Below are 22,361 nucleotides of genomic sequence, written 5' to 3' on the forward strand. Positions count from 1 at the left end.
TATTTAAATTGTAACGTTCAGTTATTAATATGTTATATAAATCAAATATCTTTATACATCTTAACTTTTAAGTTGGAGAGTTCTTATGGATAGGAATCCAGTTTCGTTAAGCGCTTTGGCATTTTCAGGAGGATCTCTAACTTCTATTACCGGCCCGATAGAAATTTTAACCACCGCCGCCCACTTAGCCGGCGCGCCGGAACCAGAAATCAATATCATTACCCAAGATAATCAAGATGTTATCGGGCTAGGCGGTGTTCGGCTAAAACCCAATAAACTCATAGGAGAGATTAAACAAACAGATATTGTCTTGGTGGGGGCAATCGGACTCCCCTACAACGATCTCGATTCTTGCACGCAAGAAACCTTAGATTGGCTGCAAATGATGGAACAAAAAAATATCCCTATCGTCTCTATTTGCTCTGGTTCATTCATCCTGGCTAAAGCTAATTTACTCAATAACCGTAAAGCCACCACCCACTGGCTGTTTACCAACCTATTTAAGGATATGTTTCCACAAGTACAGTTACACTCGGAAATAAAAGTCACCAGAGATAATAATATCTTTTGTACTTCTGGCACCTATGAATATAACGATGTCATGATGCATATTGTTGAACAGATATATGGCCAAAATACCAGGGAAACCTGTAGTCAGCTTATATTTGGCGATATGGAAGGACTTCCTTCGCATACTCTGGCAAGTTTTGTCCCCTATCGCCAACATTCAGATACATTAATCCACAAACTACAAGATTGGATGCACTCTGCCCCATCAGACCGATTATCGGTTGGCAATTTGGCCGATAAAATTCATCTGTGTGAAAGACAAATGAAACGGCGCTTTAAAACTGCAACCGGCCAGACACCGATTCAATATATCCAACAGATTCGATTATCTCTGGCGAAATGCCGGTTAGAAAAATCGAATAAGACCATAGAAGAAATCAGCCATGAAGTTGGCTATGAAGATACTCGTTATTTCAGAGAGTTATTCAAGAAACTTAATGGGTTAACACCAATAGAGTACCGCAGAAAATACCAGCACCGCTAAAACGGAAACTCAATCACAATCCTTTACGGATAAGCAGTGACGCTGCTTTTATCTTTGTCAGGCAGTAGCGATACACTAGAAGCTGGGGTATCATGGCGTGCTATATTTTATGGTATACGCCCTTTACTAATTGAATTTATGGCAAAAGAACAAATGGATCGCACCACTCTGGATTTGTTCGCAAATGAACGCAGACCGGGGCGCCCAAAAACCAACCCACTTTCCAGGGATGAACAACTCAGAGTCAACAAGCGTAACCAACTTCGCCGTGATAAGGTGCGCGGTCTGCGTCGTGTGGAATTGAAAATAAATGCTGATGCAGTAGATGCGCTTAACTTTCTTGCACAGCAACGCAACATCAGCCGCAGTGAACTCATCGAGCAAATTTTGCTGGCCCAGTTAGCAGAAAGTAACGTTACGACTTGATAGCATTGAAGGCACGAAATCACACAAACTTGACAGAATTGTCCTGACTGTTTAGTCAAAATAGGATTTTGTTTTTTTATTAATACAATCAGTACCTTTTTCACTGATTTTTAACATTTTATACGTATATCTCATACAGAAATACACAAATAAAACAAGAGGTTATATTATCCTATGGCAATTATAGGTATATTTTTCGGCAGCGATACCGGCAACACAGAAAATATTGCCAAAAAGATCCAAAAAATTCTGGGCTCCGACATTGCAGAAGTCCATGATATCGCCAAGAGCAGCAAAGAAGATATCGAACAGTTCGATATTCTGCTACTCGGCATTCCTACCTGGTACTACGGCGAAGCACAATGCGACTGGGATGATTTCTTCCCTACTTTGGAAGAGATCGATTTTGAAGGGAAGTTGGTCGCTCTTTTTGGTTGTGGCGATCAGGAAGATTACGCGGAATATTTCTGTGATGCGATGGGAACTATCCGTGACATCATTGAACCCCGCGGTGCCATTATTGTTGGTCATTGGCCAACTGAGGGCTATCATTTCGAAGAATCAAAAGGTCTGGCTGATGATAGCCATTTTATCGGGCTTGCTATTGACGAAGACCGCCAACCAGAATTAACCGAAGAGCGTGTTAATGCCTGGACCAAGCAGATTTACGAAGAGCTGAGTCTGTCAGAAATTCTTGCAGGATAGCGGACTATCCCAGTAAGCGTAATTGGTGCAGGCCATTTCTTATCAATAGTGAACCCACGGTAGGTGAGAAGTGACTCGCTTCATTCGCCCTGTGGGATCGCGTTCAAAGGCTATTGCTTTTATCAAAACATTGCTTAAATCCGCTTTTTATTACGAAGAATGGCAAAAGATAGCCTAAACACGATAAATAGTAAGGTTATTCCTGCGTTTTATAAATGATTATTCTGGCAAAATGTGTAATGAAAGTTCGGGTTAACGTGGTTTTCATTTTCACTAGCCATGCCTATAATCATAATCTGATAACTAACTGGTACTTTTTGAAGTATCGCTAAGCTCACTTTACTGAGTAACAGGACTGAATCCGCATGACCGACAACAACAAGGCATTAAAAGATGCTGGACTTAAAGTTACACTTCCTCGTTTGAAAATATTGGAAGTGTTACAGGAGCCTGAATATCACCATGTCAGTGCGGAAGATCTCTACAAAAAACTGATTGATAACGGTGAAGAGATTGGACTTGCTACTGTCTACCGCGTGTTGAATCAGTTTGATGATGCCGGTATTGTCACCCGTCATAACTTTGAGGGTGGCAAATCGGTTTTTGAACTCACTCAACAACACCACCACGACCATTTAATCTGTCTGGACTGTGGTAAAGTCATTGAATTTAGTGACAAATATATTGAAAGACGCCAGAAGAATATTGCTGAGCGTTATGGGATTAAGCTTTCAAACCACAGTCTTTATTTATATGGTCACTGCTCCGCCGGTAATTGCCGCGAAGACAGTAGTGCACATGACGAGAAGTAATTCACGCCTGAACCTCTAATTTTTTATCTACCTAGAGAGGGGAACCCATCAGGGTTCCCCAAAAGGACTATATTTCAAGTTGATTCAGGCCCGTCAAAGATGAGCTATAAGCCAAGCTCTGAGTGAGAGCCAAGACGGACAAGGCACAATGTGTCCGCATCGGGTTTCTGATAAATCAGTATCAAGTCAGGCTTGATATGACAATCTCGAAAATCCTTCCAATCACCAGAAAGAGCATGATCGCAATATTTCGGCTCTAGCAAGCTATCAGAAGCCAATAATTCAATCACCAGCATCAGTACGTCATCAAGAACTTCACGATGCCGACCTCTCTTTTCTCTTTGTAATCTCGTTTGAATTGGCTTGCGTAGTCAATCGTCCGCATTAAGATTGGCCATTAAATCTTTTACAGTGGAGAATGATTTACCGCAACCTTTGCGAGCTTCTCTCATTGCAGCTATTGTTATCTCATTTGGTACCAACGGTTCAAAAGGTAACGCTTTTTCTCTTGCTACCCGAGTTAACATCATGCGAACGGCATCTGATACAGTCAAACCCATAGCAGCCAGAACGGCAGCCGCCTCTGTCTTAATCTCTCCATCAATACGGGTTTGTATTAATTGGTTTGTAGCCATATAAGATCTCTCATTGAATTACATTGTAATGCAACTGTAATTCAATGAATGTCTATAATCAACTTTCGCTCAATACATGAAGAGGTAATTGAGTTTCATCTATTGAAAAATTTTTACATAACTAACGTCATAGATATGACTGAATCTGTAGTACGAGCCTGTCGGGCAACTCGATATCGAGACGCAACTTGCCACCAATCACCTCAACGTAATGTTTGAAGTGGCGAGGTTTTTCAGAAATTAGTCTCATTGAGGAACCCATCAGGGTTCCCCATTTGCTACAACATTATCATGCCTTTACGTTATCAATTCGGCTGTAACGTTTACCATCCGGGCTGACAGAACGGATCAACACATCACCTCTCACTCTTGGGCGTTTATGGTTGTTATAAACTTCCCAGTTACGACCGCCGTCAGTCGAATACTGAATTACCAACCCAGGCAAAGCAACATTAGCCCGCAAAATGCCACGTTTTACTTTAGCCCCCGGAACCGGCAGACGGTAAGCAATGCCTGCTTTATCCAGTTTACTAAGTTCACGTTGCCCTATCAGGTTAGCGAATCGAGTCCAGTCACGATTAAGCGCATCTATATCGACTTTATACGTTTCTCCACGCTTATATACCTGGCCCGGAATATAATCCAGCTCCCAACCAGCCCGGTGCCATGCCCGTTCTGCCAGCGGCAACAAGCGCGGATAAATCATATATTCCATCTGCTCATCAGTACGAACCGTTTCACTCCATCCTTGGCCTGAAAGCCCATAAGCGCCCGGCCACGGTTTATCACTTTTCGCATGGAATGCATTACCATCACGGTCAACGGAAGTTTCAGCATTTTGCGGTATGTTATTGGGCGCAAAACTAAAGATCTTAGCTTCATCGTTAAAACGAGCCGCCCAATAATAGCCACGCTCTTGTGGATGAACTTCATATGGCATATCCAGATAAATATAATCCGGGCTAGATATCACCACTTCATAGCCCTTATTCGCCCAATCATTGACTGAATCAAAACCGCCATCGTAGAGAGTGTCCCAGAAATTCACCCCAACACGTTTGGTGGCAAAATCTTTAGCACTGCCAACATGTTTTAAACCATCCTGCCATGCCTGCATCCTCTCAATACCATTAGCATTCACAATTTTGCTCACTTCAATTGCGAAATAACTGGCAATATGATCAATATTTTTCACAACACCCTGTTCTATCAACTTCTGACAAACCTGAGATTTAGACCACGGCTTATCTTCCGCACTTTTATCAATGATGCCTTTACCCGGTACGATAGGACCATTTTTATCCTGGAATCCGTCTCCTAGACGAATATTCTTCGCTTCATCTCCCCCGAAATGCCAAGTCTCCAATGGTGAGCCCGCGGCTTTATGCATAGCGGCAATTTCACCTATGACTTTCTCGACAAACCGTTTTGAAGAGTCCATACATGGGTTCAAATAACTGCGACGATCATAGAGCTGAACAGATGTCGCTCTGGTGGTATCCGTTGGGTCCAGCAAACGATATTCATCCGCTCCTTTCACATTCCCCTGAGCAATCAATTTATTATAGCGGGCTTCCATAGAAACAACGGCGGCACGAGCATGGGCTGGCATATCAATTTCAGGAATAACGTCGATATAACGCGCTTTGGCATATTTCAGAATATCAATATAGTCTTGACGGCTAAAATACCCGCTGCCCATATTGTTGTTATCAGGGCCTGAACCCAGTTGTGGCAACAAACATTGAGTTTCACTTAAATCATGACACCGCTGGCTGCCAACTTCCGTCAACTCAGGTAATCCAGGAATTTCCAAACGCCAACCTTCATCATCAGTCAGATGAATATGGAATTTATTCAGCTTGTAATTTGCCATTTGGTCAAGCAAACGTAGAACAGCCTGTTTACTGTGGAAATTACGCCCTATATCAAGGAGAACCCCACGATATTCAAAGCGGGGCGCATCTTTTGCTGTCAAAGTAGCAATCTTCCTATCGCCATCAACAGGAATTAATGACAACAAAGATTGAAGACCATAAAACACCCCGGATTGGTCAAAAGCAACAATTTGTGCCCCATTCTGGGTAACATTCAGACGGTAAGCCCCTTTAACCTTCCAATCACCGGTAAAATCAGAAGAGACAATCTGGGTCGCAACGGGATAGCCACTATTCTCTAATTTAATTCCTTGATCAGTAAAACGTTTTCTGACAAGAATAACTGCCTCGTCATTTAAACCACCTAATTCCAGTCTTACTCCGCCAGATAAATCAACATCCTCGGTAAAAATCTGAACCTCTTTTGGTGTCGGGATAATTTGCCCACGCAACTTTTCTGATCCAACCTTTTTGATCCGCAAATTCTTCATATAACGATTTTCAGGCGTCATCAGAATATTGTTATCTGTCTGTGTGCGTTTCCACTGATCACCGGTGAAAGCAGATAAAAATTGATTTAGATCTTCGGTATCCGTACTAACAAGCACTTTAGGTTTCGCATTACCCGATGTTGCATACCAGCGGGGTAGAAAATCAGTGCTGTAAATCTGCCAGTATTCTCCAATAAACGGCAATTTTATCTGCTCATTAGCTTTAATACCGGTGAATTTTTCGGTTGGCTCCAGTCTATGTAAATCGCCCGTGATACGCGTGATTTTGAACTGTTCATTATCCACGCTCAGGACTTGGCGAATACTGTGGAAATAAATCGCCCAGTCAGAAGAGTCAATCACCTGATTACCATTGGTTAAAGTAATATCCACTCGATTACATTTAGCCCAATCCGCCCCCAATACCGCACAGTTAACGCCATGATCTCCCGCCTGATTATCAATAACTTTATAATTAACTTTTAATTGACTCAGTGCATCAACTACTTGCTGTGCTGTTTGGTAGGCATAGGCAGAGCCCATAAGTCCAACTGTTGCAGTCAGTGCTGCTAATGTATGCAATTTAAATTTCTTCATTATTACCTCTTTCAAACACAAAAGTTATGTAAGGTAAGCCGCTGCCCAGAAACACCAAGAGTAACAACGAGCCATGAGAAGACATAATTGACATGATGACGTTGAATTTAATCTCTTTCTCACTTTGGAAAAATAAATGCCAATCTTGTGCCATATGTAACCATAAAATTATTGCCGAAAATGTAAATCGATTTATAAAATAAAAAACCTTACATTAAGAAAGAAAATTAAAGTCACTTAATCAGCATCTATAAAGATTATTTTTCGCATCATGAATTATCAATGGGAAAAAAGGGATTTTTTGTAAAACATGACAGAGAACACATTACAAAAAACACAATAACAGTTATATACTTCATTGATATAAAAATAAAAATAAAAATAATAAAAAAATGAAAGATTAACAATATAAAAAACGCACTAAAAAACAGATTAATTAATACAAATATTTTCCAACTAAAATAGATATAAAATTATTTACCAATGATAATATTTAAAAAAATAAACTACCAACAGTAATTTATTCTTTATTATAGAAAATAATTAAATAATCAGAACTTAACTTAATTAAAAGTGTGGCACTTGAGGTGAAATGTATATTTTTCCCGAAATTAAATCAAAATGAATTACCATCATCCTCATTCAGCACATGACAACAAATATTTCATAAAACATTAGGAATAGCGTTAAAGATTCGGTTAAGATAATTCATATATATAAAATACCGGGATATTGCTATATAAGCTTTTACCCCGGTTAAATCATTCTCTGTTTTTACATACAATCTACACAACCTAAATTTACTTGAATTTAAAGCTCTTCACGAACAGCAAGACCTAAGTTTTGCAACATTGGCGCATTCTCACATGCAATATAGAATACTTCATCAATAGCACTATTATTAACATGTTGATGCCATGCCCACACAGGTACATATATCGCATCACCGGCTTTCCACGAAACATGTTGCTCACCAATGAGTGAATACCCCTCGCCATTAACGATATATATTATAGTTTCATAACTGTGTCTGTGTTTACGGGTTGATTGTCCAGGTTGTAATCCTCCCAGAGTCATACTGAGAACTTTACTGGGTAAATTAACCATCGCCACTTTATGACGTCTTTCATTTGAGAAATCCAAATCTTGACTCAATTCAGAATTCAATACATCTTCATGAATCAATTTAGCAGGCTTATCTTCAATTAATTCGCCGGGAACTTTGCCAAAGTCTCCAGATGAGAAAAATGTTTTTTTCACTATAATTACCTCCAATATTGTAATTTATTGTAAAATTTTCATTCTGAAATAGCACTCGAAATACTTTATTTTACAAATACCTTAGTCATCATTTCTGTCTATAGCCGTCATCTTTCAAGTTGCCTCTTTGTTGGCTGCACTCGCTCACCCCGGGGATTCACTTCCTTGCCGTCGCGATCCATCTTGAAATCCATAGGGTATATATACCCCACCCTTTCCACAGACGTCCCCCTTAATGCGCTAACACCAGCATCCCCAAAAATCATCTCTTATTTACCTGCCGACAATTTTATCCAATATTGAACCTATGTTGTCAGGAACCTTATCACCTCTCCAAGCAATATATTGGTCAGGGCGCACTAAAAGGAGCCTGGTTTGATATAATTGCCAAGCATCATGACCGGGAAGATCAACAATCTTGACCGGAATTTTACGTTGATATGCCTGAGCTAATAATTCAGATATATCTGGAAAATGAGATCCTATCCGCAGCAAACTAAATCCAGTGCCTAAAATATCGAACAGGGATACCCTGGTACCAGGAATAGGGGTAAGCCATAAGTGTGGCAATCTCCCTCCGGGTACACTACTCGGTTTATAATTAAGCCAATCATCATCCGGTACCGGATCGCTATTAATAATATGAGGAGAGTTATCATATCGGGCACCAAGTTCAACACCGATAGAAGTAAATTGACAGCGAAAATTACTCAGCTCAATACCAATCTTTTCACGCGCCAAATTACCCGCGGAATCTGCATCTTCCAGATTTTTAGGCACATATAGTGAGGCTGTCTGCCGGGTATAAGAGCGTGCAGCGGCAGTATTTCTCAATGCAATTGGACGACGCTCACTTTCATAAGAATCCATTAGCGTATTACCTGCCCAACCATTTATAGATGCAACAATTTTCCAAGCTAAATTGCTAGCATCGTCGATCCCCGTATGCATGCCAAAACCACCGGTAGGAGAAAATAAGTGAATAGAATCTCCTGCTAAATATACCCTACCCTCAGAATATTTATCAGCAACAAGAGCAACACCACCTTTCCATATCGTATTGCCAAGGACTAATACCTCAACATCTGAACCTATTCCTGCCTGCGCTATGCGAATGACTTCCGAATCATCGATAACTTTCCCATCTTTACTTTGGGTCACAAATAAAAAATCATCTTCACCGTCCAGGCAGATAAATAACATATGCTCCCTAGGTGAGACAATACCGTACATAAAGGATTTTTTATCTCGTAATAATCCTCGATGAATTCCAGGAACACGGATATAACTGGAAACCATTCCACCCGTTAGAAAACCTGCCTTAGCTTCAACGGTTCCTTCGTATGCTATACCAAGTTTAGATCGAACAAAGCTCTGCCCGCCATCGCACCCAACCATATATGCCGCCTGCCAGACTTCATCGGCATATTTTCCATCAACATGCTCCGCATAAAGTTTTACTTTGTCTTGATACTGGACAAAATCTTTAACACACCAGCCATATCTCATTGTGATATTTGGACGACTCCTTGCATGTTGTAGCAAAAACCTTTCAACATACATCTGATTTATACGAATGATTGGCTCTGGCACAGGATCTGTCGAAGCCGTATTTTCGCACATAGACATTTTATGCATTTCCGACGGAAACTTGATTCGTGCAAGCTCCCATCCATTAAGCTTGGTAAAATATGACACATCCAAAGGGAACTCTTTTGGTAATCCTAATGACCGAATAGGCTGAGATATACCTACACGACGATAATGTTCCATAATACGGGCACTATGGGTATTACCTTTAGGCTGCCATCGGGTATCCTCCTCCAAATTAAAGATAACGGAGCGAACACCATATAAATCCAGGAATAAAGCTAACATTAGACCAACAGGTCCACCACCAACAATAGCAACGGGTGATATAGAAATATTTTCCGAAGTCAAAATATATTCTCCTTAATAATGATTTATGGCAATAAACATTTCAGACCAAAGATATCAGTTAAAAATTTTTGTATATCTGTGAATTATCGCCTTATCTTCTCTCTTCATATAAAAAATAGTTATACCCGTTATCTTTCAAGTTGCCTCTTTGTTGGCTGCACTCGTTCACCCCGGCCACATAGTTATCTATGCTCCCGGGGATTCTCTCCCTTGCCGTCGCGATGCATCTTGAAATCCGTAGGGTATATAATCATGCTCTATGAATCATTGATTAAACACTATTTCATTTCCCTAACGGCTACCCCCACAAGTCTCTTTCCTTAGGAATGGAGATACTTACTTTGTTACTTTCTTAAGGAAACATTTATGTGTTATATATTCTGGATTACTAAGCGTATGATAAATTTCCTCTTGAAAAGAGTCACTTTCAAGAATAAATAGAAGATTAGAATTTAAAAAATATCATCAAAATCTCCACCATTTCCTAATATTTCAAATATATTGCTATTTCCCACAGAAACGAATTTATTTATCCTATGTCGTATTATACTAACCAAGGTATTATTCATCGTTTCCTCAATATCGGCAGCAACAAATGGACAGTATCCCTCTAATGTTATCATGGCAACAATAACTCTTATGCTGTAGCCTAATTCCCAAAAAGAGGTATCTTAAATTCTTAGTAAAAATACCGGTGGACTGAAAATGTTGTAAATATTAAAGAACCGCTTTATACATTCAAACTCAGAGACATCGGGAGATTCAACAAGAATCAAATTTTGTTTTATAACTTCGATAACAGCATTTTCATGAGAAACGCCATTAACAGTATGTTACCTTGTTTATAATCAATTTTAATTACTGGATATGTAATTAACGATTTTTAAAATCTTATATAAATTTTTTATTTCTTTCATATTTATCAAGAACTTTAGCAGAAACACCCCTTAACTTACGTTTCAGAACTTTACCTATCGTCTTCATAGGAATTTGTTAAAGCTATTCACAACAACTACACATTCTTTAATATAGTATTTCTTCTCATCCTTTTCCAATATTAGCTTAATAATTCGTTGTCCAACAACATTTACATTTAAAGTTAACTTTCCATTCAATAGAATAGATAATTACTAATTTCATTTTTTTATTTTTGATATCATATGAATTCAACCCAATAATTATTACGTTATATATGATCACGAATGTTTATATCACCTCTTTCTCCATAAATATACCCATCAATACCTTATGCTGATATGTCATCACTAGCAATAATATCAAGTGCTTCTGCCGTAAATGTCATTATGGTGCAAAGTATCTCAATCACACTCGGATAAAAGTGTTGTTACATCTGTATTTACCCTGATATTGCTTTGATATAGTTCATTAAGCATATCAATGCGAAAACGCACCATTTCTTCACCAACTGCAATAACATCCACTCTACGGTAAGGTTTCTCTTCAACCATTCGATCAATAATTTTTCTCATCGCAATGGCATGATCTTCATCTTCTTCAACATGGATTCTAAAAAAATGTAATGCATCATCAGGTACCTTCATGAATTGTAAGGCATCCAAAATTGGGCCATAAATCAAGGGTACAATTGCCTCAGCACCTAAACACAGTGCCGCAAGCCCTCTTAGAGAATCATCACTGCGGCAGTGGCGAAACATGGCATTAATCAGTTGCTGAGTGCTGTTAAGAATCGGATCACTTTTAGGAACAGCATCAATAGCTGCCATCGCCTTTTTATATAACTCTGCGTGAGATATCTTTGCAGCATCGGTTCCTGTTAGCTCTTCCAATAAATTGTGAGAAAGCAACACAAAATCTTTTTGGTCTGCTAAGCCTCCCATCAATGAACAGAGATAGCGGGTAAAATATTGTGAATAATAATGGTGCTGGATCATAAACTTTCTTAATAAACTCTGGTCCACCTCTCCAGAGCGGCAAGCAACCAGAAATATATTCGAATTAAGCTCTTCCAATAGCTCTTTAGAGAAAACGTCTTCCCATAGTGGAGATAGAAAATAACCAGTTTCTTTTTTAAATTCGTTTTGTGTGTTGATAGCGAGTTCCATAATAAACCCTTTTAGTAACATTCAACCGATGAAATAGATGATATACAGACTCTTCTCAAGCCAAAAATAGTCGTTCTATGTTTATACAATCCTATCAACCTGTTAGCACAGATTGTTGTAATGCTGTAGGTAAGAATATATACCCTATGGATTTCAAGATGCATCGCGACGGCAAGGGAGAGAATCCCCGGGAGCATAGCTAACTATGTGACCGGGTGAGCGAGTGCAGCCAACAAAGAGGCAACTTGAAAGATAACGGGTATAGATGTTAATGGCCTAACTCCGCTCTACAGTGCTTCCATCACGCACCATCATTCAAAGGGATGACCGCAGCCATAAGACAAGACGAGTGAAACTTTATTTACACACGACCCCATATCCATTTTGGTTTTCATGACCATTTCGATTTTCAATCTTAAATATGTGCGGTTCATCGCTATATGACAGCTAAAGCAAAATGAATTTTATTTCATACTACAGATTCGCTAATAGTGGATAAATAGACCTAAAATCACTTCTGAAGTGACTTTCTTGTCACTAATAGTGACCTAAAAAAAGCCCAGGAGACCTAAATGAATAATTTGAGTGGATTCATGATCTTCATCCATGTAGCAGAAGCTCGTAGTTTTGCAACCGCAGCCCGGCTGCTTGGACTCTCTCCTTCGTCCGTTAGCAAAAGCATATCCCGATTAGAAGAGAAATTAGGTGTCCGCCTGCTCCAACGTAGCACCCGTAGCGTCAGTTTAACCGCTGAAGGCACACTGTTCCTTGAACGCTGTAAACGTATCCTGGACGAAATTTCCACTGCGGAAAATGAACTATTAAGCTCCATCTCTGCACCTCAAGGCCGCCTGCGAGTAAGTTTGCCATCGCTCAGTAATCTGATGCTACCCGTCTTATCCGCTTTTGCTACTTGTTACCCACAGATAGAGCTAGAACTGGATTTTAGTGATCGATTAGTTGATGTTATCGATGAAGGGTTCGACGCAGTGGTTCGCACTGGAGAACTCAACGATTCACGACTCATGAATAAACGTATAGGGTCTAGCCGTTTTATCTATGTTGGCGCTCCAAGTTACTTTGCACAACACGGTAAACCATCACACCCCGGAGAGTTACTACACCACGCCTGCTTGATGCATCGTTTTCCAACTACCGGCCTTTTAGAGAAATGGCCACTGTGCTTGGGGAAATCTGAAATAGATATACATCTTCAGGCAAAGATTACCAGCAATCATGTCGAAACACTGCTACACATGGCGATCCAAGGTCACGGCATCGCCTGCTTGCCTGATTTTACCGTTAAACAAGCTTTGGCTAACGGTGCATTGTTAACCATCCTGGACAAGTGGGCGGGTACTTCAAGCACCTTCCGTGTTCTCTGGCCATCTAACCGTTGGGTATTACCTAAAGTCAGAGCTTTTGTCGATTTCATGGCCGATAATTTATTCCCAAAAGAGAAATAAAATATTTATCAACAAGTTATAGAGGTGTTTATGTATGAGAATGATTATACCCGTCATCTTTCAAGTTGCCTCTTTGTTGGCTGCACTCGCTCACCCGGTCACATAGTTAGCTATGCTCCCGGGGATTCGCTCCCTTGCCGTCGCGAAGCATCTTGAAATCTATAAGGTATATATAATAACTACATAATGAATTGATATTTTTGATTTTATTCTGTAATCCCGATAACTGGTTTACCCATAACTTAACTTTCTTTAGCAATGACAAATTTAGGCTCAAAAAAACTGTACCTCAACGGCTGGATTTAAGTGTCCAACTTGTGAGGTACAGTTCACGATCTTAATTAATCCTGAGAAATTTTTGCCCAGGTATCACGCAGACCAACGGTACGGTTAAATACCAAATTTTCTGCACTAGAATGACAACTATCAGCGCAGAAATAACCTTCACGTTCAAACTGATAAGTTTGTTCTAACTTAGCATCAGCTAAACTTGGCTCAACAAAGCCCTGACGGCTCACTAGCGACTCTGGGTTAATTGTCGCCAGAAAATCATCTTCTGCACCTGGGTTTGGTACGCTGAACAGACGATCATACAGACGGAATTCCGCAGGAACCGCATGAGCCGCGCTAACCCAATGAATAACACCTTTCACTTTCCGGCCATCCGCTGGATCTTTATTCAACGTTTGATCATCGTAACTGCAATAGATTGTCGTGATATTATCGTCAGCATCTTTCTCAACGCGCTCCGCTTTAATGATATAAGCGTTACGCAGACGGACTTCTTTACCCAATACCAGACGCTTATATTGGCGGTTTGCTTCTTCACGGAAATCTGCCCGGTCAATATAAATCTCCCGGCTAAATGGTACGTCACGACTGCCCATCTCCGGTTTGTTCGGATGATTAGGCATACTCAAAATCTGTTCCCCTTCTGGCATGTTTTCAATCACCAATCTGACCGGATCAAGAACCGCCATTGCGCGAGGAGCATTTTCGTTCAGATCATCACGGATACAAGATTCCAATGCCGCCATTTCCACATTGTTATCCTGCTTGGTAACACCAATACGACGACAGAATTCACGAATAGACGCGGCAGTATAACCACGACGACGCAAGCCTGAGATCGTTGGCATCCGAGGATCATCCCAACCTTCAACAATCTTATCCGCCACCAGCAGATTCAGCTTACGCTTAGACATAACCGTGTATTCAAGATTCAAGCGCGAGAATTCATACTGACGCGGATGACAATCAATAGTGATGTTTTCCAGCACCCAGTCGTACAGACGGCGGTTATCCTGGAATTCCAGCGTACACAGCGAATGGGTAATACCTTCAAGCGCATCAGAGATACAGTGAGTAAAATCGTACATTGGGTAGATGCACCATTTGTCACCGCACTGATGATGTTCTGCAAATTTAATACGGTACAAAACTGGATCACGCATCACAATGAAAGGTGATGCCATATCAATTTTGGCGCGCAGACAAGCTTTACCTTCGTCAAATTCACCGGCACGCATTTTTTCGAACAACATCAAGTTTTCTTCAATACTACGGCCACGGTATGGGCTGTTTTTACCCGGCTCTTTCAACGTGCCACGATATTCACGGATCTCTTCTGGACTCAATTCATCAACATAAGCCAGACCTTTGTTGATCAATTCAATAGCATATTGATACAGCGTATCGAAATAATTAGAAGAGTAGCGAATATCGCCACTCCACTCAAAACCTAACCACTGAACGTCATTTTTAATAGAATCGACGTATTCAACATCTTCCTTAACTGGGTTGGTATCATCAAAACGCAGGTTACACTGGCCCTGATAATCTTTCGCAACACCAAAATTCAGGCAGATAGATTTCGCATGACCAATATGTAGATAACCATTGGGCTCAGGCGGAAAGCGAGTATGTACCGATGTATGTTTACCAGTTGCCAAATCTTCGTCAATTATCTGACGAATAAAGTTTGTCGGGCGGGCGTCTGCCTCACTCATTTTTTATACCTCAATAATGCAAAAACACGTCATATAACCGCCTATAATCCAATAAGAAGTGCTGAGAAACAACCGTTTGTTCATGTAAATTGACATCCTCCCCCACTTTAGCACCTCGTGACTCAAGAGGGGGATTCCCGTTAGTGGGCGATGGCTGATCGCTCTGCGGCGGGTTCCTGCTTCAACGGGCGGCCTGACTGCTCCGTCCCTCCACAGGCAAGCACGGCATGCCCTGCCGCTAAAATGTTACGCGCGCCGTTTACATCTGTGTTCGCGGTATATCCACACACCTGGCACACAAATTGACTCTGCAACAGGCGGTTCTCTTTGGCTGTATGACCGCAACATGCGCCCCGTCGCTTACGTCATGAGTTTCTGGACTGACACGGAGCATACGGAAAGGCCGTTCTCTGGGCTCGCTCCGACTTTGCCGGTTCATGCGGTGGAGCACCGCTGGAAGTGGTGAAACAAGACATTCAACATCAGCGTGGCTGATGATTCTACGGGCTTTTCAAGCCCGTCCCAATTCCCCTCCCGCCTGATGTCGGCGGGAGTACCCTTTGGAGGTAAAGATGGCGATTCAGTGCAAAGTCGGAACGAAAAAACGACTCTCTGTCGAAAAGGAATGGCTTTTATAATTTTTTACTAAAAAATAAGCATGATACTTAGCAATCCAAACTCATTTATCCATGCTCCTACTATCTTATATATAACAAATAGTTACGAATAGAACTTTATTAATGTCTAAAAAACACTCAACAGTATTACATATCAACAATACAGTACGCTTTATTTATAATTATCCGTGAAAACGAAAAAGAGTTGAGTAATTTACGGTATGAAATAACCAGTGAGACCATTTTCAATATTTAATTTAACCATAACAAATATTTCTGAATAACAACCATCCAATTTTAAAGAATAAATAATTGACACTATATTCATCATTAATAACTATTTGATAAAACGAAAACAAATCTACAATTTAAATTCCTAAATCACCTATTAATTGATATTTTTACTCTGTAAATATAAAAAACAATTACACATATAAAATTTATGATTGAAATACTATTAATGATATTACAAGTTAAATTTTTATCTATGAAAATTCTAAAATAACAATGAGTTAATCTCATAATCAATTATGATAATTCAGGTATTTCACCACCATAACTTCATCTAAATAACACCACTATTCTAATGGGCATTTATTTAAAATAAATTTGTCATCAGGCCAACAAAATAAACCAAAGCATAATAAAGGGTTACGTTGCGCACACGCATTTTAATGTTTAAATCGTCGTAAATAAACAATAAAATACTTTGCAATTTATTATTAAGGTAATAGTATTATCAGGTATCTTATCTGTAATAAAATTATCCAAGTATAACATGATACACTTAATCAACTCTAATCATTATAAATATTAAACTAAAAATCAACATATGAAAATAATACTCAACAATTTCGCTTATTTAAGAAGAAATCCCAAGGGAAATAAAAATGAAAAATATAGTATCAAACAAAAAAATAGCGCCAGCAGTAATAGTCATTAATAGCAATTACATATCAAATGATTATCGTTCTGGTTTTAAAGTTGGAGCGACATCATTCGCACTAAAAGTCGCTGATTATTTTATAAAAAGAAATTTACTTTCTGGCTTTATACTCTACAAAAGAGATGAATCATTAATTTCACCTAAAATAAACGAAGGTATAATTAAAGGTATAAAATGTATAAATATCTTTTTTAATTTCTCTATGAAAGTTGCAGATATAAGAAATATGCTAGAAAAATGTATTTCAATATTATCAATAAAAAATGATCAGACAGTTCCTGCAATAGTTTATTATCAAACAGATACACTATTATCCTATCACCCTCCCCATATACCTTGTTGTATAACACATCATGGCCCTTTCGTAGAAGACTTTCAGCAACACTATTCTCTGGAAAAGACATATGATGCTTTTGAAAATAAAAACAAGGCTCAACACCTTAATATTCAACAAATTAAAGGGATTGAAATATTAATTGATAAAAAATATTTTGTTTTCCAACATTCAAAATTACAAGGTAATTTCCTACTCAAAAAAGGCATAAAACCAGACAATATCAAAAATATTAGCCCACCTATTTTCCTTGAAGAAAATACTGAATTGAACATAGAAAATAAATATATTAATAATTTTATCAAAACTAATAAAGATGAATTATTATTGTTTACTGCGGTAGCCAGATTAGATTATTTTAAAAACATAGAATTATTAATCAATTCCGCAATTGCTTTACTGGATAAAGGTATTCCCATTAAAATTTTCGTTGCAGGTGATGAAGAGAACAAAAATACCAGAAGGAATAAACTGATATCTATGGTTCCTCCCAGATATCAGTCACAGTTTCTTATATCACCTAAGTTATCCCAAACGGAATTATTCAGCGTTTTCAATAAAATAAAAAATAAATCTATTTTTGTATGTACATCACGCTATGAAACCCTTGGTATTACACCATTAGAAGCTGCATTAAATGGCGTATGTACAATCTTACCCAATTTAAATTTAATTGAAGCAGCTTCTTATTTTTCTTCAGAGTATAAATTTACCTATAATATAGGTTCTCTTACTGAGAAAATAATATCAATATACGAAAAAAATCTATTTACCACTAGTCAGCAGTTACAACACATAAGCTCTTTAATTTCAAAGACATGCTTCGAAGACAGTTTGGGGAAGGCATGGGAAGAAATCTCAATAAGTTATCTGGCAAACCAGAATTCCATCTCTGAGTATCTATCATAACACTTAAGCTATTCACTAAATCAATGGGCACATACAGGTGCCCATTCATAAAACCCTTATTAATTTATCTGTTCTTCATAATCAAGTTTTATGTCATTCAATCTATTTCGATAGCCAAAAGCCATAAAATCAAATAAATCACTATGTTAATTCAATTGAAAATTTGCCTCCGTTTACTACACACGACTTAATTTATGCAATTTTAAACAATATCGCTACAGTGATCACAATTACTCATTTATGTGTAGCTTTTTATTATTTTTCAACTAAAAATAAGTTGTATTGCTGTTGTTCATAGCGAGCTATTTTTTCAATAAAACATCCTACAACTAAGGTAAGCATTATGGGTATATTCAACTATTTGCAGCGATTGGGAAAAGCATTAATGCTTCCCATTGCCACGCTTCCCGTGGCGGCGCTTTTGCTACGTTTCGGCCAACCCGACGTATTTAATATTCCTTTCATCGCCAGTGCTGGCGGTGGTATTTTCGAAAACCTGCCACTGCTATTTGCATTAGGTATCGCAGTGGGCTTAGCAAAAGATAATGCTGGCGCTGCTGCACTGGCAGGCGTAGTTGGCTTTTTAGTACTCACTAAAGCCACGTCAGTCATAGACTCGACTATCAATATGTCTTTCTTCGCCGGTATTATCGCCGGTATTGTTGCCGGTCATTGTTATAACCGTTTTTCAGATACACGCTTGCCAGAGTTTCTTGCTTTCTTCGCAGGCAAGCGATTAGTCCCCATCATGACAGGCATTATTTGTCTGTTCATTGCATGGATATGCGGCTATGTCTGGCCATATGTCCAACACGGTATTGATTCTTTTAGCCTTTTAGTATCAAAGAGCGGCATGGTCGGATGGTTTACTTATGGTGTACTTAACCGCTCTCTCATTCCATTTGGTTTGCACTATATTCTGCACTCTGTTTTCTGGTTTAGTCTGGGTGACTGTCTGAAAATTACTTATGATTTAGCCAGTTCTGTACATAATATCTGCCTGGCACCGGATGTTGTCCGTTCTCTGACCATTGGCGCAACGGTTCCAGGTATTGATGGCTCAACCATTACCCAAATAGCCACCGAGATGAGCCGCGGCGATTTGAACCGTTTCTTTGCCGGTGATCCACATGCCGGAGTTTACATGGCCTGGGCTTATCCCATCTTTATGGGCGGTTTGCCCGGCGCAGCGCTGGCAATGTATTTCGCTGCACCAAAGGAACGTCGTCCTCAGATTGGCGGGATGCTATTCTCCGTCGCTTTGACAACATTCTTAACCGGTATAACTGAACCAATAGAATTCTCATTCTTATTCCTGGCACCAGCTTTATATGTTCTGCATGCAATATTGGCTGGAGTTAGCATGGTTATCGTCAATTCATTGGGTATTCTGCATGGCTTTGGATTCTCTGCCGGATTAATTGACCTTGTATTGAGCTGGGGTCTGGCAACCAAACCGTGGCTGTTAATCCCATTAATCGCCTTGTTCTTTGTGCTGTATTTTGTCTGTTTCACCCTCATGATTCGTATTTTTAACTTACGTACGCCAGGCCGCGAAATTGGAGAAACAATTCAAGCGACTTCCGCCACCCAAGATAATGAAGCAATCCAACATTACATTACCGCTCTTGGTGGCGCACAAAATATTCGTACAGTAGACGCCTGCATTACCCGTCTTCGCTTAACCGTTGAAGACAATACACAATTGGATGAACACAGGTTAAAACAATTAGGTGCAAAAGGTGTCCTGAAAATAGGTAAACAGAGTGTTCAAGTTGTATTGGGACCCCAGGCAGAAAGCATTGCCGGGCAAATTCGCACCCAACTACTTTCAAGCAAGCCAAACAAAAGCTCATAGCTAAAAACATTTTGAACTTAAAAGGGAACTCATCTCTCGTTCCCTTTTATTTTTCTTGCAAAAATAAGATGACTTAATACGTGACAAAAACCATAAAATACATTACTTTTCCATTAATTTTCTGGCTATTTTTTGCATCTTATTTTAAGATAAAAAATATCTTTGAGGTACAGCATATCTCTGTCCATACAAATGATTTAGTATTCGCACGATAAGAAGATTAGTTAATCAGCTAATTTATCCAACCGCTATAATTTCTTGTTTTAAGAGGCAATTATGAGGCTGATCCCCCTAACGAATGCAAGTGACGTTGGTAAATGGTCCGCACACTATATCGTTAGCAAAATCAATGCATTTAACCCCACCGCCGAGCACCCTTTTATTTTGGGGTTACCAACCGGCAGCACACCACTGGCAACTTATAAAGAACTAATAGCTCTGCATAAAGCAGGGAAAGTCAGTTTTAAATATGTCGTGACATTCAATATGGACGAATATGTCGGTATCGCCGAAAATCATCCACAAAGCTACCATAGGTTTATGTACCAAAATTTCTTTGATCATATTGATATTCCGAAAGAAAACATCAATCTGCTCAATGGTAATGCCTCTGATGTCGAAGCGGAATGTCAACGTTATGAAGACAAAATTAAATCTTACGGTCAAATACATCTATTTATGGGCGGTGTCGGTAACGACGGTCATATTGCTTTCAATGAACCGGCATCATCTCTGACTTCCCGTACACGCATTAAAACACTGACCGTAGAAACCCGCACAGCTAACTCCCGCTTCTTCGATAATGATATTAATCAGGTGCCTAAATACGCCCTAACTGTAGGTGTAGGCACATTAATGGATGCAGAAGAAATTATGATCCTTGCAACCGGTCTAAATAAGGCCCAAGCCATTCAGGCGGCAATTGAAGGCAATGTCAACCATATGTGGACAATAAGCTGTCTGCAAATGCATCCTAAATCCATCATTGTTTGTGACGAACCGGCAACAATGGAATTGAAGGTAAAAACAGTCAAATACTTCTACCAACTGGAAGCAGAGATTATCGGCGAATTCGCCAGCAAACATTAAGAATCTACACAGCCTGATGCCTCTCTCGCAGGCTGATTACCGTCATTATCTTCAATCATCATCTCCCGATCCCATAGGAGGCTAAGATGTATGCTTTAACCAACTGCATTATATATACCGGTCACAACAGACTAGATGAGCATGCCGTTATCATTGCAGACGGCTTAATTAAACGAATTTGCCCAACACAAGAGTTACCCGAACAGATTGAAAAACGTGATCTAAATGATGCAATTCTTTCCCCCGGCTTTATTGATCTACAAGTGAATGGCTGTGGCGGTGTTCAGTTCAGCGATCAGTTGGAAAATATTTCAGAAAAAACGCTGGCTATCATGCAAAGAACCAATGAACGCTCTGGCTGCACCAGTTACTTACCCACTCTGATTACCAGCACAGACGAATTGATGATGGCCTCTGTTGAAGTAATGCGCACTTATCTTAAGCATAATCAGCATCAGGCTTTAGGACTGCATCTGGAAGGGCCTTATCTCAATCCGGTAAAGAAAGGTACTCATAATCCAGAGCTTATCCGTAAGCCTACATCTGAAATGATAAATTTCCTGTGCGATAACGCTGATGTCATTACTAAGTTAACCCTGGCACCAGAAATGGTTGAACAAAAATATATTCAGCAGTTGGTAGAGGCCGGTATTGTTGTTTCTGCCGGTCATTCAAATGCTAGTTATGAAGAAGCTCGGCAAGGATTCCAAAACGGAATTACTATCTCAACCCATCTTTATAATGCCATGCCAGCTATTTCAGGCCGTCAACCTGGCTTGATTGGCGCTATCTTTGATACACCTGAAATCTATGCTGGAATCATCGCTGATGGCTTACACGTTTCATGGCCAAATATTCGTAATACTAAACGTTTGAAAAATGATAAATTAATTTTGGTAACGGATGCGACGGCTCCAGCTGGGCTTGATCCCGCCACTTGTGAAATGGAGCATTTCACCTTCGCAGGTAAGACCATATACTATCGCAACGGATTATGTGTTGATCAAAACGGCGTTCTAAGTGGCTCCTCTCTCACTATGATAGATGCCGTTAAAAATAGTGTTGAACATGTTGGTATTGCACTGGATGAAGCACTGAGGATGGCAACTCTCTACCCTGCTCGCGCAATTGGCGTTGATAAATATCTTGGTACCGTTGAAACCGGGAAAATCGCTAACCTCAGTGTTTTCAGTCACGACTTTAAAATCCGCAAGACCATTGTTAACGGAAAAGAAACTGAACTTTGACGGA

At 39.6% G+C, this 22,361-nt stretch carries 17 protein-coding genes and 2 pseudogenes; 10 read left to right on the forward strand and 9 right to left on the reverse strand.

Features of this window, described 5'->3' with window-relative positions; all coding sequences use genetic code 11:
* Positions 1-85 precede the first annotated feature (85 nt).
* The 4 genes from EAE91_RS11870 (at position 86) to fur (ending at position 2,997) form a co-directional block, all read left to right on the forward strand.
* Positions 86-1,054 (forward strand): GlxA family transcriptional regulator, encoded by a 969-nt coding sequence (locus tag EAE91_RS11870; RefSeq protein WP_214088686.1) that lies wholly within the window; start codon positions 86-88, stop codon positions 1,052-1,054.
* A gap of 138 nt (positions 1,055-1,192) precedes the next feature.
* On the forward strand, positions 1,193-1,480 hold the full coding sequence (gene ybfE / locus EAE91_RS11875; protein ID WP_214088729.1) for a LexA regulated protein: 288 nt from the start codon (positions 1,193-1,195) through the stop codon (positions 1,478-1,480).
* Positions 1,481-1,654: 174 nt separating this feature from the next.
* Complete coding sequence (fldA, locus tag EAE91_RS11880) at positions 1,655-2,185, forward strand: flavodoxin FldA (RefSeq protein WP_011145651.1); 531 nt, start codon at positions 1,655-1,657, stop codon at positions 2,183-2,185.
* 365 nt (positions 2,186-2,550) lie between these two features.
* Positions 2,551-2,997, forward strand: coding sequence for a ferric iron uptake transcriptional regulator (gene fur / locus EAE91_RS11885; RefSeq protein WP_036776678.1), 447 nt, complete (start codon positions 2,551-2,553; stop codon positions 2,995-2,997).
* Positions 2,998-3,101: 104 nt separating this feature from the next.
* Here the strand turns inward: fur and EAE91_RS11890 are convergent, their stop codons facing one another.
* From EAE91_RS11890 to EAE91_RS11920, 7 genes are all read right to left on the reverse strand, one after another.
* Positions 3,102-3,293: a type II toxin-antitoxin system YafQ family toxin gene (locus EAE91_RS11890; protein WP_280520281.1), complete on the reverse strand. Its 192-nt coding sequence runs from the start codon at positions 3,291-3,293 to the stop codon at positions 3,102-3,104.
* 75 nt (positions 3,294-3,368) lie between these two features.
* The gene (locus tag EAE91_RS11895) at positions 3,369-3,632 is read right to left on the reverse strand and encodes a type II toxin-antitoxin system RelB/DinJ family antitoxin (RefSeq protein WP_214088687.1); all 264 of its coding nucleotides are present in this window, start codon (positions 3,630-3,632) and stop codon (positions 3,369-3,371) included.
* 289 nt (positions 3,633-3,921) lie between these two features.
* Positions 3,922-6,597 carry a beta-N-acetylhexosaminidase gene (locus tag EAE91_RS11900; protein WP_214088688.1) on the reverse strand — a complete coding sequence of 892 codons (2,676 nt, stop codon included), beginning with the start codon at positions 6,595-6,597 and terminating at the stop codon, positions 3,922-3,924.
* Between the two features lie 810 nt (positions 6,598-7,407).
* The gene (locus EAE91_RS24215; protein WP_214088689.1) at positions 7,408-7,857 is read right to left on the reverse strand and encodes a cupin domain-containing protein; all 450 of its coding nucleotides are present in this window, start codon (positions 7,855-7,857) and stop codon (positions 7,408-7,410) included.
* A 273-nt stretch (positions 7,858-8,130) separates the two neighbouring features.
* Positions 8,131-9,798, reverse strand: a complete 1,668-nt coding sequence (locus EAE91_RS11910) for an FAD-dependent oxidoreductase (protein ID WP_214088690.1) — start codon at positions 9,796-9,798, stop codon at positions 8,131-8,133.
* A 452-nt stretch (positions 9,799-10,250) separates the two neighbouring features.
* Entirely contained in the window at positions 10,251-10,421 is a 171-nt protein-coding gene (locus EAE91_RS11915; RefSeq protein ID WP_214088691.1) for a hypothetical protein, read from the reverse strand.
* Between the two features lie 696 nt (positions 10,422-11,117).
* Positions 11,118-11,882, reverse strand: coding sequence for an iron-containing redox enzyme family protein (locus tag EAE91_RS11920; protein WP_214088692.1), 765 nt, complete (start codon positions 11,880-11,882; stop codon positions 11,118-11,120).
* 572 nt (positions 11,883-12,454) lie between these two features.
* Between EAE91_RS11920 and EAE91_RS11925 the strand changes: the two genes are divergently transcribed.
* Positions 12,455-13,348, forward strand: coding sequence for a LysR family transcriptional regulator (locus EAE91_RS11925; protein ID WP_214088693.1), 894 nt, complete (start codon positions 12,455-12,457; stop codon positions 13,346-13,348).
* Positions 13,349-13,689: 341 nt separating this feature from the next.
* On the opposite strand, the gene glnS is transcribed toward EAE91_RS11925, so the two are convergent.
* Positions 13,690-15,357: a glutamine--tRNA ligase gene (gene glnS, locus EAE91_RS11930; RefSeq protein ID WP_214088694.1), complete on the reverse strand. Its 1,668-nt coding sequence runs from the start codon at positions 15,355-15,357 to the stop codon at positions 13,690-13,692.
* A gap of 140 nt (positions 15,358-15,497) precedes the next feature.
* Positions 15,498-15,716: pseudogene (locus EAE91_RS11935) on the reverse strand (zinc ribbon domain-containing protein); the annotation flags it as partial.
* Here EAE91_RS11935 and EAE91_RS11940 point away from each other — a divergent pair.
* The 5 genes and pseudogenes from EAE91_RS11940 to nagA form a co-directional block, all read left to right on the forward strand.
* Positions 15,712-15,852: pseudogene (locus EAE91_RS11940) on the forward strand (IS200/IS605 family transposase); the annotation flags it as partial. The pseudogenes EAE91_RS11935 and EAE91_RS11940 overlap by 5 nt on opposite strands.
* 1,012 nt (positions 15,853-16,864) lie before the next feature.
* Positions 16,865-18,163, forward strand: a complete 1,299-nt coding sequence (locus tag EAE91_RS11945) for a glycosyltransferase (RefSeq protein ID WP_214088695.1) — start codon at positions 16,865-16,867, stop codon at positions 18,161-18,163.
* A 343-nt stretch (positions 18,164-18,506) separates the two neighbouring features.
* The gene (nagE, locus tag EAE91_RS11950) at positions 18,507-20,021 is read left to right on the forward strand and encodes an N-acetylglucosamine-specific PTS transporter subunit IIBC (RefSeq protein ID WP_214088696.1); all 1,515 of its coding nucleotides are present in this window, start codon (positions 18,507-18,509) and stop codon (positions 20,019-20,021) included.
* 276 nt (positions 20,022-20,297) lie between these two features.
* Positions 20,298-21,110 carry a glucosamine-6-phosphate deaminase gene (gene nagB, locus EAE91_RS11955; protein ID WP_214088697.1) on the forward strand — a complete coding sequence of 271 codons (813 nt, stop codon included), beginning with the start codon at positions 20,298-20,300 and terminating at the stop codon, positions 21,108-21,110.
* Between the two features lie 86 nt (positions 21,111-21,196).
* A complete protein-coding gene (gene nagA, locus EAE91_RS11960; protein ID WP_214088698.1) occupies positions 21,197-22,357 on the forward strand; it encodes an N-acetylglucosamine-6-phosphate deacetylase in 1,161 nt (386 codons plus the stop codon).
* The last annotated feature ends 4 nt before the right edge of the window (positions 22,358-22,361 follow it).

This window comes from Photorhabdus noenieputensis, assembly GCF_018448935.1.
GTDB lineage: Bacteria > Pseudomonadota > Gammaproteobacteria > Enterobacterales > Enterobacteriaceae > Photorhabdus > Photorhabdus noenieputensis.

Bases quoted from the DNA above. Each gene is read 5' to 3' on its own strand.
- ybfE (WP_214088729.1), top strand. From the start codon at position 1,193: ATGGCAAAAGAACAAATGGATCGCACCACTCTGGATTTGTTCGCAAAT.
- EAE91_RS11920 (WP_214088692.1), bottom strand. From the start codon at position 11,882: ATGGAACTCGCTATCAACACACAAAACGAATTTAAAAAAGAAACTGGT.
- EAE91_RS11925 (WP_214088693.1), top strand. From the start codon at position 12,455: ATGAATAATTTGAGTGGATTCATGATCTTCATCCATGTAGCAGAAGCT.
- EAE91_RS11870 (WP_214088686.1), top strand. From the start codon at position 86: ATGGATAGGAATCCAGTTTCGTTAAGCGCTTTGGCATTTTCAGGAGGA.
- nagE (WP_214088696.1), top strand. From the start codon at position 18,507: ATGGGTATATTCAACTATTTGCAGCGATTGGGAAAAGCATTAATGCTT.
- nagA (WP_214088698.1), top strand. From the start codon at position 21,197: ATGTATGCTTTAACCAACTGCATTATATATACCGGTCACAACAGACTA.
- nagB (WP_214088697.1), top strand. From the start codon at position 20,298: ATGAGGCTGATCCCCCTAACGAATGCAAGTGACGTTGGTAAATGGTCC.
- fur (WP_036776678.1), top strand. From the start codon at position 2,551: ATGACCGACAACAACAAGGCATTAAAAGATGCTGGACTTAAAGTTACA.
- EAE91_RS11900 (WP_214088688.1), bottom strand. From the start codon at position 6,597: ATGAAGAAATTTAAATTGCATACATTAGCAGCACTGACTGCAACAGTT.
- fldA (WP_011145651.1), top strand. From the start codon at position 1,655: ATGGCAATTATAGGTATATTTTTCGGCAGCGATACCGGCAACACAGAA.
- glnS (WP_214088694.1), bottom strand. From the start codon at position 15,357: ATGAGTGAGGCAGACGCCCGCCCGACAAACTTTATTCGTCAGATAATT.
- EAE91_RS11945 (WP_214088695.1), top strand. From the start codon at position 16,865: ATGAAAAATATAGTATCAAACAAAAAAATAGCGCCAGCAGTAATAGTC.
- EAE91_RS11895 (WP_214088687.1), bottom strand. From the start codon at position 3,632: ATGGCTACAAACCAATTAATACAAACCCGTATTGATGGAGAGATTAAG.
- EAE91_RS11890 (WP_280520281.1), bottom strand. From the start codon at position 3,293: ATGCTGGTGATTGAATTATTGGCTTCTGATAGCTTGCTAGAGCCGAAA.
- EAE91_RS11915 (WP_214088691.1), bottom strand. From the start codon at position 10,421: ATGATAACATTAGAGGGATACTGTCCATTTGTTGCTGCCGATATTGAG.